This window comes from Thalassovita aquimarina (genome assembly GCF_018219815.1).
Taxonomy (GTDB): domain Bacteria; phylum Pseudomonadota; class Alphaproteobacteria; order Rhodobacterales; family Rhodobacteraceae; genus Thalassobius; species Thalassobius aquimarinus.
This window is the reverse complement of sequence record NZ_JADMKU010000002.1, coordinates 45,591-59,284: the sequence shown is the minus strand read 5'-3', so window position 1 is coordinate 59,284 and position 13,694 is coordinate 45,591. Positions and strand designations below refer to the sequence as shown.

Here is a 13,694-nt window from a genome sequence, read left to right as displayed (position 1 = left end):
GGGCGGATATGAGCAAGATCATCGCATTGGTGGACGGGTCGGATTATTCCGAAAGCGTCTGCCACCATGTCGGCTGGATCGCCGGCCGGATCGGCGCTTCGGTCGACCTGTTTCACTTGCTGGGACGGCGCGAGGGAACCAATGGCGATCTGAGCGGCAACCTGCGGCTTGGCGCGCGGACAAAGATCATGAGCGATCTGGCCGAGCTTGACGCGCAGCGCGCCAAGCTGGCGCAGGCGCAGGGGCGTGCAATTCTCGACGACGCCAAGGCGCTTATCGAAGCCGATGGCGTGTCCGGGATTACCCCGCATCTGCGTATCGGCGATATCGTGGAAACGGTGACCAGCCAGGAAGAGGATGCCGACCTGATCGTGATCGGCAAGCGTGGCGAGGCGGCGGATTTCGCGCGGATGCATCTTGGGTCGAACCTGGAACGGATCGTGCGGGCGGCCAAGACGCCGGTTTTCGTCGCCAACCGCGCCTTCAAGCCGATCGAGAAGGTGCTGATCGCCTTCGACGGCGGGGTGAGCGCGATGAAGGCGGTGGATTACGTCGCCCGCAATCCGCTGTTCGCGGGGCTGGCCTGCACCGTGGTGACGGTGGGCAAGCCGAGCGAGGCTGTTCAGCGCGGGCTGGAAGACGCCAAGGCGACGCTGGCCGCCGGTGGCCACGCGGCCGACGTCAAGGTGGTCGAGGGCCAGCCGGAAACGGCCCTGGGCGACCTGGTCGATGATGAAGGCTTCGACCTGCTGGTGATGGGGGCCTATGGCCACTCCCGCATCCGCAGCCTGATCATCGGATCGACGACGGAACAGATGATCCGCACCTGCAAGGTGCCGGTGGTGCTGATGAAGTAAAAAAGGCGGGTGCGCAGCACCCGCCTATCGTTTTCAAAGCCGGGGCGGTGTTTCCGCCCCGGTTTTTTTACAGACGCTCGATCGCCAGCGCGATGCCCTGACCGCCGCCGATGCACATGGTGATCAGCGCCTTGGACCCACCGATGCGTTCCAGTTCATAGAGCGCCTTGACTGTGATCAGGGCGCCGGTGGCGCCAACCGGGTGGCCAAGCGCAATGGCGCCGCCGTTGGGGTTCACCTTGGCCGGGTCCAGATCCAGCCCCCGGTTCACCGCGATGGCCTGCGAGGCGAAGGCTTCGTTCGATTCGATCACGTCGAAATCGCTGGCCTTCAGGCCCGTTTTCTTCAGCAGGTTTTCCACCGCCGGGATCGGCCCGATGCCCATCACCTCGGGGCGCACACCCGCATGGGCGTAACCGATGATCCGCGCCTTGGGCTTCAGCCCGGCCTTTTCCGACGCCTCGGCGCGGGCCAGGACCAGCGCCGCCGCGCCGTCATTGATGCCCGAGGCGTTGCCGGCCGTGACGGCACCGTCCTTGCGGAAGGCAGGACGCAGACCGGCAAGCCCTTCGATCGTCGACGGTTTGGGATGTTCGTCGGTATCGAACATCACCATCTCGCGCTTGCGCTTCACCTCGACCGGTACGATCTGCGATTTGAAATGCCCCGCTTCGATGGCCGCCGCCGCGCGTGTCTGGCTTTCCATTGCGAAGGCATCCATGTCTTCGCGGCTGACTTGGTGTTCGGTGGCGACGTTTTCGGCGGTGACCCCCATATGGCCGGTGCCGAACGGGCAATTCAGCGCCCCCAGCATCATGTCGAGCGTCTGGACGTCGCCCATTTTCTGGCCCCAGCGTTGCGCCGGCACGATATAGGGCGAACGGCTCATGTTTTCGGCGCCGCCTGCGACGGCGAAATCGGCATCGCCCAGCATCAGGCTCTGCGTGGCCGACACGATCGCCTGCGCGCCCGACCCGCACAGCCGGTTCACGTTCATCGCCGGGGTGCTGTCGGGAATGCCTGCATCCATCGCCGCCACGCGCGAAAGATACATGTCGCGCGGTTCGGTGTTGATCACGTGGCCAAAGACCACGTGGCCGATCTGCGCCGCCTCGACGCCGGAGCGCGCCAGCGCTTCGCGGGTGGCGATGGCGCCCAGCTCGGTCGGGGGAATCCCCGCAAGCGATCCGCCGAAAGTGCCGATTGCGGTGCGTGCACCGTCCAAGATTACGATATCGGTCATATGTCCTCTCCCATACAAGGTTGCGGCAAACCTAGCGGATCGGACGCGCAAAGACAGTGGGAACGTTCCGTCAGAAGCCGGCTATCGTAGTTTTACCTAGGTCGCAGCGCTTGCCGGCCCAGTGGCGTCAATGTCCAGGCTTTGCCCGCTTCGAATACCGCTGCGGTAATCGGCTGGCCATAGCCCGCCCCGCTGTCGAGGTTGACCCGGTTGCCGTGATGTTCGGCGGTGGGCCGGTGGGTGTGGCCATGCACCACCAGCCAGGGATGCGTGTCTTCGTATTCCAGGAATTCGTTCCGGATCCAGATCATGTCCTGCGGGTCCTGCCGGTCCAGCGCCACCCCGGGTCGGATACCGGCATGGACGAACAGAAACTGGCCCATTTCCTTGCTGAACGGGCGCGATTTCAGGAAATCCAGATGCCGCTGCGGCACCCGTTCCTGCGCGTCCTTCCACAGGTTTTCGAGCGGGCGGTCCAGGTCTTCCACCCCGTAGGAGGCCAGGGTGGCCAGCCCGCCGACCCTTTCATGGAACCAGTCGATGCCGGGCCGGATGCGGGGATGATCCGCGACGCCGTTTTCGAGGAAATTCTTGAACATCTCGTCGTGATTGCCGCGCATCACGGTCCAGTTGCGGCCTGTCTCGATCCCCGTCATCAGCCGCTCGATCACCTTGCGGCTGTCCGGGCCGCGATCGACCATGTCGCCGAGGAAAATGACCGTCGCGTCCGTGCCGCCGTCCTTTTCGATCAGGTCGATCGCCCAGTCCAGTTGCTCGAGATAGCCGTGAATATCGCCCACCGCATAGATCGGGGTTTCGGTCATTATTTGTCCTCGGGGTTTTCTTCGCCGTGCCGAAGCTATCGCGGATTGATCCGGATCGGAAGGGAGGATCGCAAGGTGGAACCGCCTGTCCTGCTGGACCCGTCGGTCGTGGTTTGGGGCGGCTGCGTATCTCTGGCTTGGTCGAAATGGGAAATTCCATCATGATGACAGGATTTAGCGTCAAGGCCCGATGGTATTCAGAGCGTCACTTTGAACAAAAAGATCCGGAACGCGGGCGTTCAGCGCGATTAATCCGGGCCAGACCGAAGGTGTGTGAACGGTTGAATTGATACCCAAAAAAAGCCGGCCGGCAGCGGCGGGCCATCGATCACAACAGAGGAGCGAAGGACGATGAAAGGGATACCTTTTTATTTCATGATTTTGGCCGTTATTGCGGTCGTGCTCGGGATGGGCTGGGGCATACAAATGTCGGCCAGTCAAAATCACAGCCTGGCACCGGCGCATGCGCATTTGAACCTCGTGGGCTGGGTGACGATGTCGATTTTTGCCTTTTACTATCACCTGGTGCCTGCCGCCGCCGAAGGCATCTTGCCCCAAATTCATCTGGGCGCCGCGTTTTTCGGCGTGGCGGCCATGGTGCCGGGGATCGTTATGGCGCTGCGTCAGCAAGGCGAAACGTTTGCCAAGGTCGGATCGGTTTTGACGCTGATTTCGATGCTGATTTTCCTGGCAGTGGTGTTGAAATCGCGCGCACGGGCCTGATCCAAAAGAAAAGGCGCCGCCCCGGACGGGAGCGGCGCCAATCAATGTCGTGTGCGGGTGATCAGGCGACGTCGAAGGACAGCGGCCGGATCTGCTTGAACAGGCCCGTCGCGGCCAGGTCGTCCAGCACTTTTTGATCCACCACGCCATCGACATAAAGCAGCGCGATGGCTTCGCCACCGGTTTTTGTGCGGCCCAGGGTGAAGTTGGCGATATTGACGTTGTTCTCGCCCAGAATGCCACCCAGGGTACCGATGATGCCCGGCACGTCTTCGTTGGTGGTGTAAAGCATGTGCTCACCCACTTCGGCGTCGATGTTGATGCCCTTGATCTGGATGAAGCGAGGCTTGCCGTCGCTGAACACGGTGCCGGCGATCGAGCGTTCGCGTTCCGGGGTCACGACGGTCACCTTGATATAGCCTTCGAAGGCGCCGGATTTATCCTGGTTGGTGGTCGAAATCTGGATGCCGCGTTCCTTGGCGACGACCGGGGCCGACACCATGTTCACGTCCGGGTTCACCTTCTTCATGATCCCCGCCACCACGGCGCAGTTCAGCGCCGGCAGGTTCATTTCCGAAACCACACCGTCATAGAGGATGTTGATCGCCTTGACCGGTTCGTCGGTCAGCTGACCGATGAAGCTGCCCAAGTGACCGGCCAGGGCAACCCAGGGGCCCATGACCTTGGCTTCCTCGGCGGTCATCGAGGGCATGTTCAGCGCGTTTTCGACGGCGCCGTCCAGCAGGTAGTTCGACATCTGCTCGGCCACCTGCAGGGCGACGTTTTCCTGCGCTTCGGTGGTTGCCGCGCCCAAGTGCGGGGTGCAAACCACGTTGGGCAGGTTGAACAGCGGGTTTTCCTTCGCCGGTTCTTCCGAGAACACGTCGAAGGCGGCGCCTGCCACGTGACCCGATTTCAGCAGTTCGGCCAGCGCTTCCTCGTCGACCAGGCCGCCGCGGGCACAGTTGATGATGCGCACGCCCTTCTTGGTCTTGGCCAGGTTTTCACGGCTCAGGATGTTGCGGGTAGTGTCGGTCAGCGGCACGTGCAGGGTGATGAAATCGGCGCGCGCCAGCAGGTCGTCCAGTTCGACCTTTTCGACCTGCATCTGCTCGGCCTTTTCCTGGCTCAGGAAGGGGTCATAGGCGATGACCTTCATCTTCAGGCCGCGGGCGCGGTCGCAGACGATGCCGCCGATATTGCCCGCACCGATTACGCCCAGCGTCTTGTTGGTCAGCTCGGTGCCCATGAATTTCGACTTTTCCCACTTGCCGGCATGGGTCGAGGCGCTGGCCTCGGGCAGCTGGCGGGCGGCGGCGAACATCATCGCGATGGCGTGTTCGGCGGTGGTGATCATGTTGCCGAACGGCGTGTTCATCACGATCACGCCCTTTTTCGATGCGGCGTCCTTGTCGATGTTGTCGGTGCCGATCCCGGCGCGGCCGATCACCTTCAGGTTGGTGGCGGCGTCGAGGATGGTCGGGGTTACCTTGGTGGCCGAGCGGATCGCCAGGCCGTCATACTGACCGATGATTTCGGCCAGCTTTTCCTTGTCCTTACCCACGTCGGGCAGGAAATCCACGTCGATGCCGCGATCACGGAAGATCTGAACGGCGGTTTCGGACAGTTTGTCGGATACGAGTACTTTGGGGCCCATCGGGGCTCTCCTTCAAAGATGGTATGTCAGGGAAGGGTGGCGGGAACGTGGCCCGCCACCTGAATCAGGCGTGATCAGGCTTGCGCTTCGATCTCGGTCTGGAAGGCCCATTCGAGCCAGGGCAGCATCGCCTCGATATTCGAGAGCTCAACCGTGCCGCCGCACCAGATGCGCAGACCCGCCGGAGCGTCGCGGTAGGCGCCGATATCCAGCGCCGCGCCTTCGGCTTCCATCCGCTTGGCCACAGCCTTGGCGAACGCCGCGCCGTCCTTGATCCGGTCGTCGGTGAACTTCAGGCAGACGGAGGTGTTCGACACGGTGGCCGGGTCATGGGCCAGGAAATCGATCCAGTCGTGCATTTCGACGAAATCGGCAATCGCCTTGGTGTTGGCGTTGGCGCGGGCGATCAGGCCCTGCAGCCCGCCGACCGAACGCGCCCAGTCCAGCGCGACGAGGTAATCTTCCACGGCCAGCATCGAGGGCGTGTTGATGGTTTCGCCACGGAAGATGCCTTCGATCAGCTTGCCGCCCTTGGTCAGGCGGAAGATTTTCGGCAGCGGCCATGCCGGGGTGTAGCTTTCCAGCCGTTCGACAGCGCGCGGGCTGAGGATCAGCATACCGTGGGCTGCTTCGCCGCCCAGAACCTTCTGCCAGGAGAAGGTGGTCACGTCGAGCTTGTCCCAGGGCAGGTCCATCGCAAAGGCGGCCGAGGTGGCGTCGCAGATGGTCAGGCCTTCGCGGTCATCGGCGATCCAGTCGCCGTTCGGCACGCGTACGCCCGAGGTGGTGCCGTTCCAGGTGAACACGACATCGTTGTTGCAATCGACCGAAGCCAGGTCGACGATTTCGCCGTATTCGGCGGTTTTCACCTCGGCGTCGATTTTCAGCTGTTTCACCACGTCGGTGACCCAGCCCGAGCCGAAGCTTTCCCATGCCAGCATTTCGACCTTGCGTTCGCCCAGAAGCGACCACAGCGCCATCTCGACCGCGCCGGTATCCGAGGCGGGAACGATGCCGATCTTGTAATCTGCGGGGATACCCAGGATTTCGCGCGTACCTTCGATGGCCGCTTTAAGCTTGTCCTTGCCCACGGCGGCGCGGTGCGACCGGCCCAGTGCGGCGTCGGCAAGCTTGTCCAGGGTGAATGTGGGGATCTTGGCGCAGGGGCCAGAGGAAAAACGCGGGTTGGCCGGCCGCGTTGCCGGTTGTTCAATAGCCATGAATGCTACCCTTCCAGATAAGCGCCTCTCGTTGGGGAGAGGTGTCCCGCTGCCGGAAATAGTCGCGTTGATCCGCTTTCACAATAGCTAAAATGCCGCTATAGCGCCGCTCGAGCGTCGATTTGCGACCCCAAACAGCTACGATCGGAAACTTTCACATGTATGTCGTGACCCTCCTGAGCAATCCCGATGAGCCGCATCTGCAGGCCTCCTTGCTTGATTCGCTGCGCAATGCCTGGGGTGGTGGTGACGTGGTCTGGCTGGCCCCGGACGAGGCGGCGGAATTCGAAATTCCGCAGGTGCCCGACAACCGCTGGGACGTCTGGGAGGATGTCCAGCGCATGGGGCTGGACATGGTGGTGCAGCCGGTCGCGGGGCGCCGCAAGACGATGCTGCTGGCCGATATGGACAGCACCATGATCCGGCAGGAATGCATCGACGAGCTGGCCGACGAGGCCGGCGTCGGCGAACGGGTGTCGGAAATTACCGCGCGCGCGATGAACGGCGAACTGGACTTCGAAGGTGCGCTGCTGGAACGGGTCGGGCTGCTGAAGGGGCTGCACGAAAGCGTCATCGACAAGGTGCTGAAAGAGCGCATCACCTTCATGCCCGGCGGGCGTGAACTGATCGCGACGATGAAGGCGGCGGGCGGTTACGCGGCGCTGGTGTCGGGCGGCTTCACCGCCTTCACTCGCAAGGTCGCCAAAGAACTGAATTTCGACGAAAATCACGCCAATATCCTGCTGGCCGAGGATGGTATCCTGACCGGCGACGTGGCCCGCCCGATCCTGGGGCGCGAAGCCAAGGTCGAGGCGCTGGAACGGATTTCCAAGCACCTGCAGATCGAGGAAAGCGATGTCATCGCGGTGGGCGACGGGGCCAACGACCTGGGCATGCTGGGCCGCGCCGGAACCGGCGTGGCGCTGCACGCAAAACCCACCGTGGCGGCACAATGCGATGTGCGGATCAATTTCGGCGACCTGACTTCGCTGCTTTACGTGCAGGGCTACGCCAAGGCCGAATTCGTCACCAAGTAATCGGTCAAACACGCCCGAAAGGCAGCGGCGAAAGCCCCCGGCCAGGACCTGACCGGGGGTGAAAATCAGGCGGCCAGTTGCGCCCGAGTCTTGCCGATCATCAGCGCCGCCCGGGCCGCTTCGCGGCCCTTTTCCACGAAATGCACGCGGTAGACCGCGTTGTGATGCTTGGTTTCCTGGTACTGGTGCGGGGTCAGCGACACCGACAGAACCGGCACGCCGCTATCCATCCCGGCGCGCATCAGCCCGTCGACCACGGCCTGGGCCACGAAATCGTGCCGGTAGATGCCGCCATCGACCACGAAGGCGGCCGCTGCGACGGCGGCATAGCGCCCCGATTCAGCCAGGTCGCGCGCCACCAGCGGCATTTCGAAGGCGCCGGGCACGTCGAACACGTCGACCTGGTCTGAGGAAATCAATTCGGTAAACCCGACAAGCGCCTGATCGACGATATCGGAATGCCAGTTCGCCTTGATGAAGGCATAGCGGGTGAGTGTCATGCGTTTTCCTTTCCTATCGACACATGTCACCCAAGGCGGCAGACGACAGGAAAGGGCCGGGCGACCGGTCCTCTGTCGTTCTCTTCCATCCGGACTGTGACCGTCGGCTCTGGATTCGCACCAGATCTGCTGACCCTTGGCGGCAACCGCCAAGGCGCTCGCGGGCTTGGGGTTTCCCCCTTACCGCCGGTGGGGAATTTCACCCCGCCCTGAGAACGGGGTGACAATGCCAAGCGTCGCGGCGTTTGGCAATCAGTTCCGGCGCAGTTTTTTCAGGATGCTGAGCGAAGCGTAGCCATCGGGTTCCATCCCGATCGACCGTTGGTATCCGCGCACCGCCTGGATCGTCAGCGGCCCGATCTTGCCGTCGATCTTTTGGGTGTCAAAGCCCTGCTTGGTCAGCCGCTTCTGCAGTTCCTTGCGTTCGGCGAAACTCAGCGCGCGGTCGCCGCGCGGCCATTTCGATCTGAGTTTCGGCCCACCCTTCAGCCGGTCGCTGAGATGCCCGACCCCGATCACGTAGGCGTCGGCGGTGTTGTAGCGTTCGATCACCGAGAAATTCTTGAAGATCAGGAAGGCGGCGCCCTGCGCCCCTGCCGGCAGCAGGACCGAGGCCGCACCGTAATCGCGCACCGGCCGGCCATTCATGTCCTTGACCCCCATCCGCGCCCATTCCGAGGGCATTTTCTGAATCTTGCGGTTGGCCAGCGCATAGTTGAATCCACGCGGCAGCTGTACCTCGATCCCCCAGGGCTGTCCCTTTTTCCAGCCATGCCGGGCCAGGTAGGCGGCAGTGGAGGCCAGCGCGTCGGCGGGATCGTCGGACCAGATGTCACGCCGCCCGTCGCCGGTGAAATCCACCGCGAAGGCCTGGTAGGATGACGGAATGAACTGGGTATGGCCCATCGCGCCCGCCCAGCTGCCGGTCATGTTGCGTGGTGACGTGTCGCCCGATTGCAGGATTTTCAGCGCGTCGATCAGCTGCGCTTCGAAGAACCGCCCGCGCCGCCCGTCATAGGCCAGTGTCGCCAAAGCCTCGATCACGTTGGTCGAGCCGCGATAGGTGCCATAGGCGCTTTCCAGCCCCCAGACGGCGGCGACGACTTCCTTGTCGACGCCGTACTTGGCCTCGATCGCGCGCAGGGTGCGGCCGTGCCGCTGCAGCGCCTTGCGGCCGTTTTTCACCCGCGTGTCCGAAGCGGCGCTGTCGAGGTATTCCCAGATCGTCTTGGTGAATTCCGACTGGTTGCGGTCCTTCTGGATCACGTCGGCATTGTACTTCACGCCCCGGAAGGCGCGGTCCAGGGTGCGGTCGCTGATCCCGGCTGCGTGAGCACGTTTGCGAAAGCCCCTGATCCAGCGTTCAAAGCCAAGGTTCTTGCTGGAAACCCGCGCCGCGTTTCCATCCAGCGTGACGGTCGCCTGCTGCAGGCTTTCGGGTCTCGGTTGCGGCCGCAAGGATTGACCCAGCGGATTCGCCAGCGCGCCCTGTCCCAGCAACGCCAAGCCCGCGATACCCATCATAAATTTGCGTGTATTCATTGCCCGTGCCCTGTTCTATTGCTGAACTTGACTGCGATGGTAACTTGCTATCGCGGCTTGAGGAAGATGCCGTGATCGGGGCCGCCGAATTTGGCGGAACTGTGCTGGCGCAGGGGGCTGGGGCGGAGATGAGATATCCTTTCGACAATAGCGCGGTCAAAGACGTGATCGACAGCTATCCCCCGGCTGCGCGCGACGGCGTTTTGCGGCTGCGCGAACTGATCCTCGAAACCGCCGCCGATCTGCCCGGGATCGGGCCGGTGGAAGAGACGTTGAAATGGGGGCAGCCGTCCTACCTGACGCCGGTCAGCAAATCGGGATCGACGCTGCGGCTGGGCATCCCGAAAACCGGTGGCTTCGCCCTGTATGCCCATTGCCAGACCACGATCATTTCCACCTTCGCCGCGACGTTCCCGGGACAGGACCGGATCGAGGGCAATCGCGCAATCCTGTTCGACCGTACCAGCCAGATCGATCCCGAGCGCCACGTGCTGCTGATCCGACACGGGCTGACCTATCACCTGTAGCGGGTCAGCGCCGGGTCCGTTTGACCTTGCGCTTGATCTTGTCCGCCTTGCGCTTGGCCTTGACCGCGCGGCGCTTGGCTGGCTTGCCCCGGCCGCGGGCCGGGCCGCGCGGGACCGTTTCGCCCTCCAGGCTGACGAGCTCCAGCGCGATGCCCCCGGTGACCGGGGTCGCCTCGGTCAGTTTCACCGTCACCCGCTGGCCCAGTGACAGGGTCAGCCCGGTATCAGCCCCCATCAGGGTTCCCGATTCGGCGTCGAAGTGGAAATATTCGCTGCCCAGGGTGCGGATCGGAATCAGCCCGTCGGCGCCGGTATCGTCCATCCGCACGAAGACGCCGAACTTGGCCACGCCGCTGATCCGGCCGGTGAATTCGTTGCCCACCCGTTCCGACAGGAAGGCGGCAAGATAGCGGTCGGTGGTGTCGCGTTCAGCCATCATCGAACGGCGTTCGGTTTCGCTGATATGGGTTGCGGTCTGTTCGAGGATCTCGGCATCGCCGGGGCTGAGCCCGTCCTTGCCCCATTTATGCGCCGTAATCAGTGCCCGGTGCACGATCAGGTCGGAATAGCGCCGGATCGGCGAGGTGAAATGCGCATAGGCCTGCAGCGCCAGCCCGAAATGGCCGAAATTGGCCGGGCTGTAATAGGCCTGCGTCATCGCCCGCAGCGTCGACATGTTGATCAGTTCGTCGTAGTCGGTGCCTTCAGCAGCGGCGAGAAGCTGATTGAGATGCCGGGTCTGCAACACCTGCCCCTTGGCCAGCACCAGTCCCGAGGCCTGGGCGGTTTCGCGCAGCGCTTCTAACTTTTCGGGGCTCGGTTCCTCGTGCACACGGAACAGCAGCGGCGAGCGGCGCGTGACCAGCGTTTCGGCGGCGGCGACATTGGCGAGGATCATGAATTCCTCGATCAGCTTGTGCGCATCCAGCCGGTCGCGGAAATTGACGCTCAGCACTTTGCCTTCGTCGCTCAGCACCACTTTGCGTTCGGGCAGGTCCAGGTCCAGCGGCTGGCGCCGGTTGCGCGCCTTGACCAGCAGCGCGTAGGCCTCGTAGAGCGGATCGATCACGTCTTCCATCAGGGGGGCGCATTGGTCGTTGGGCTTGCCGTCGCGGGCGTCCTGCACTTCCTGGTAATTCAGCGATGCGGCCGATCGCATCAGCCCGCGCACGAAGCGGTGGCCGATCTTGTCGCCCGCGGCGTTGATCTGCATCCGCACCGCGATGCAGGCGCGCGGCACGCCTTCATGCAGTGAGCACAGGTCGCCCGACAGCCGGTCGGGCAGCATCGGCACCACCCGGTCAGGGAAATAGCTGGAATTGCCGCGCTTGCGGGCCTCGCGGTCCAGCGCGCTGCCCGAGGTCACGTAATGGGCCACGTCAGCGATGGCGACCCAGATGACATAGCCGCCTTCGTTCTTCGGATCGTCGTCCTCATGCGCCCAGCAGGCATCGTCATGATCTCGCGCATCGACCGGGTCGATGGTGACCAGAGGCATGTCGCGCATGTCCTCGCGGCCCGACAGGCCCGCCGGTTTCATCTTGTCGGCCTCGGCGATCACCTCGTCTGGGAAATCATCGGGGATGCCGTGCTGGTGGATCGCGATCAGCGACACCGCCTTCGGGGCGGTGGGGTCGCCCAGCCGGGTCACGATGCGCGCGCGCGGCAGGCCCATCCGGCCCTTGGGGCCGCTTTGTTCGGCTTCGACCAACTCGCCATCCTTGGCGCCGCCGGTGGCACCCGCGGGCACCTGCCATTCCTTGCCGTCGCCCTTGTCTATCGGCAGGATGCGGCCGCCCTCGGCGGTTTTCTTGAACACGCCCAGAACCTTGTGCGGGTTGGTGCCGATGCGGCGGATCAGCCGGGCCTCGTAATGGTGTTTCTCGCCCTTAACCTCGGTCAGCCGGCCAAGGATGCGGTCGCCTTCACCCAAAGCCGGGTCCGAGGCACGCGGGATCACCAGGATGACGGGTTCCTTGCCCTCGCCCTGCCATTCCATCGGTCGGGCGTAAAGATCGCCATCGGCATCCGCGCCGGTGATCTGCAGCACGCTGACCGGGGGCAGCTTGTCGGGATCGCGGTAGGTCTTCTTGCGTTTCTGCAAATGTCCTTCCGCCTCAAGCTCCTTCAGGATGCGCTTGAGGTCGATCCGCGCAGCGCCCTTGATGCCAAAGGCCTTGGCGAAATCGCGTTTCGAGGTGAGGGTCGGGTTGTCCGAAATCCATTGTAGGATTTCGTCCTTGGTTGGCAGCTTGCTCATGGTTTTGGCGTAGCATGGCGCGGGCGTGGCGTCACGCGGGAAAACAACCGCCAGCCGGCTGGTTCGGGCTAGTGCCGATGCGGGTTGTGCCCTGTGGCCAGTGCAAGGTGGTGGCCCTGATGATGCATTCCGAAACTCATCACCCCGAAGAAACCGAGCGCCCTGATTTTCGCTTTATCCCCGGCGTCGCCCGTGAACTCCATTTCAGTACCGGTGTCGAGAGGGATCGCGGTCATCCGCCAGCCGGTCACGCCATCCATGGTCCCCGCATGGGCACTGATCATCCGGGTAATCGACCCGGCCACGGATGGGTTTGGCGAGGTCACGGTGAACCGCGCGCCGCCTTCGATCGCCTCAGCTTTCACATCGGCATGTAGGGTGACATTGTCCATATCGACAAGGTGGCCGCGTAACGCGTCGATATTCACCTGATCCCAATCTGTATCGGGATCGGCCATCAGCAGGTTCACGATTTCCTGGATCGCGGCAAAGGCGGATTGGCCGGGTTCACGAGGGCCGGAACCGTCAACCTGTCCCATCATGTGGCCGTTGTGTTCATGTTCGAAGACACGGCCCATCGGTGCCTCTGCTTGATGTTGGCCGTGCATCATGTGTTCGCCATGACCTGCGTGATCCATCGGCATCGATTGCTGTGCCGAAACCGGTGTTGCAAGCATCGCGAAGGACAGGAAAAGGAAGTGGGGTCGCATGATGGGCTCCATTTGATGATCGCCGGGACCTTGCCGCAGGAGTCTTGCAGGCGATATGATAATGATCATGTCTGATACGATTTCACGCTTATTTGAAACGGCACAGCCGGTTGTCGTCGCTGAAGGCGAAAGTCTGTTTCATGTCGGCGATCCGGTGCAGCGGGTCTATTGCGTTTCGGTGGGGTGCCTTGCCTTGCGGCGGATGGCCGAAACCGGTGCCGAAATGATCATGCAGACGGCCCGCCAAGGCGCCGTTCTGGCCGAGGCGTCGCTCTATTCAGACACCTATCATTGCGACGGGATCGCGTTGGAGGCCAGTTCCTGCAAGGCAATGCCCAAGCCCATTTTCCTCGACATTCTGAACAGGGATGAGGCGCTGAGGAACGCGTGGATCGCCCATCTTGCGCGTGGCATTCAATCGGCCCGGGCGCGGGCTGAAATCCGTGGGCTGAAGACGGTGGCACGACGGCTGGACATGTGGCTGACGCTGAACGGGGACCTGCCGGAAAAGGGCGGGCGCAGCGCGCTGGCCGCGGAACTGGGCGTCAGCCGCGAAGCGCTGTACCGGGAAATCGCGCGGCGGCGCGGTTAGGC

General features: G+C 63.0%; 13 protein-coding genes and 1 riboswitch. Of the genes, 5 read left to right on the top strand and 8 right to left on the bottom strand.

What is annotated here, in order from left to right; genetic code table 11:
- Positions 1 to 8 precede the first annotated feature (8 nt).
- Positions 9 to 857, top strand: a complete 849-nt coding sequence (locus IT775_RS02815; protein ID WP_212699563.1) for a universal stress protein — start codon at positions 9 to 11, stop codon at positions 855 to 857.
- 67 nt (positions 858 to 924) lie between these two features.
- On the opposite strand, the gene IT775_RS02810 is transcribed toward IT775_RS02815, so the two are convergent.
- Together IT775_RS02810 and IT775_RS02805 are read right to left on the bottom strand one after the other, a co-directional pair.
- Positions 925 to 2,100 (bottom strand): acetyl-CoA C-acyltransferase family protein, encoded by a 1,176-nt coding sequence (locus IT775_RS02810; protein WP_212699562.1) that lies wholly within the window; start codon positions 2,098 to 2,100, stop codon positions 925 to 927.
- A 92-nt stretch (positions 2,101 to 2,192) separates the two neighbouring features.
- A complete protein-coding gene (locus tag IT775_RS02805) occupies positions 2,193 to 2,924 on the bottom strand; it encodes a metallophosphoesterase family protein (protein ID WP_212699561.1) in 732 nt (243 codons plus the stop codon).
- 375 nt (positions 2,925 to 3,299) lie between these two features.
- On the opposite strand from IT775_RS02805, the gene IT775_RS02800 reads away from it, so the two are divergent.
- Positions 3,300 to 3,647: a hypothetical protein gene (locus IT775_RS02800; protein WP_246525271.1), complete on the top strand. Its 348-nt coding sequence runs from the start codon at positions 3,300 to 3,302 to the stop codon at positions 3,645 to 3,647.
- Between the two features lie 61 nt (positions 3,648 to 3,708).
- Here IT775_RS02800 and serA read toward each other — a convergent pair whose 3' ends face one another.
- Entirely contained in the window at positions 3,709 to 5,304 is a 1,596-nt protein-coding gene (gene serA, locus IT775_RS02795) for a phosphoglycerate dehydrogenase (RefSeq protein WP_212699559.1), read from the bottom strand.
- A gap of 74 nt (positions 5,305 to 5,378) precedes the next feature.
- Positions 5,379 to 6,524 (bottom strand): phosphoserine transaminase, encoded by a 1,146-nt coding sequence (locus IT775_RS02790; protein WP_212699558.1) that lies wholly within the window; start codon positions 6,522 to 6,524, stop codon positions 5,379 to 5,381.
- A gap of 158 nt (positions 6,525 to 6,682) precedes the next feature.
- On the opposite strand from IT775_RS02790, the gene serB reads away from it, so the two are divergent.
- Positions 6,683 to 7,561 (top strand): phosphoserine phosphatase SerB, encoded by an 879-nt coding sequence (serB, locus tag IT775_RS02785; RefSeq protein WP_212699557.1) that lies wholly within the window; start codon positions 6,683 to 6,685, stop codon positions 7,559 to 7,561.
- A 65-nt stretch (positions 7,562 to 7,626) separates the two neighbouring features.
- Here serB and IT775_RS02780 read toward each other — a convergent pair whose 3' ends face one another.
- Both IT775_RS02780 and IT775_RS02775 read right to left on the bottom strand, forming a co-directional pair.
- On the bottom strand, positions 7,627 to 8,061 hold the full coding sequence (locus tag IT775_RS02780; protein ID WP_212699556.1) for a 6,7-dimethyl-8-ribityllumazine synthase: 435 nt from the start codon (positions 8,059 to 8,061) through the stop codon (positions 7,627 to 7,629).
- A gap of 73 nt (positions 8,062 to 8,134) precedes the next feature.
- Positions 8,135 to 8,282: riboswitch (FMN riboswitch) on the bottom strand.
- 31 nt (positions 8,283 to 8,313) lie between these two features.
- On the bottom strand, positions 8,314 to 9,603 hold the full coding sequence (locus tag IT775_RS02775) for a lytic murein transglycosylase (RefSeq protein ID WP_246525269.1): 1,290 nt from the start codon (positions 9,601 to 9,603) through the stop codon (positions 8,314 to 8,316).
- 128 nt (positions 9,604 to 9,731) lie between these two features.
- Between IT775_RS02775 and IT775_RS02770 the strand changes: the two genes are divergently transcribed.
- Positions 9,732 to 10,130, top strand: a complete 399-nt coding sequence (locus tag IT775_RS02770) for a DUF1801 domain-containing protein (protein ID WP_212699555.1) — start codon at positions 9,732 to 9,734, stop codon at positions 10,128 to 10,130.
- A gap of 4 nt (positions 10,131 to 10,134) precedes the next feature.
- Here IT775_RS02770 and rnr read toward each other — a convergent pair whose 3' ends face one another.
- Both rnr and IT775_RS02760 read right to left on the bottom strand, forming a co-directional pair.
- Positions 10,135 to 12,390, bottom strand: a complete 2,256-nt coding sequence (gene rnr / locus IT775_RS02765; RefSeq protein ID WP_212699554.1) for a ribonuclease R — start codon at positions 12,388 to 12,390, stop codon at positions 10,135 to 10,137.
- A gap of 68 nt (positions 12,391 to 12,458) precedes the next feature.
- Complete coding sequence (locus IT775_RS02760) at positions 12,459 to 13,100, bottom strand: hypothetical protein (protein WP_212699553.1); 642 nt, start codon at positions 13,098 to 13,100, stop codon at positions 12,459 to 12,461.
- Between the two features lie 67 nt (positions 13,101 to 13,167).
- On the opposite strand from IT775_RS02760, the gene IT775_RS02755 reads away from it, so the two are divergent.
- Positions 13,168 to 13,692, top strand: a complete 525-nt coding sequence (locus tag IT775_RS02755; RefSeq protein WP_212699552.1) for a Crp/Fnr family transcriptional regulator — start codon at positions 13,168 to 13,170, stop codon at positions 13,690 to 13,692.
- The last annotated feature ends 2 nt before the right edge of the window (positions 13,693 to 13,694 follow it).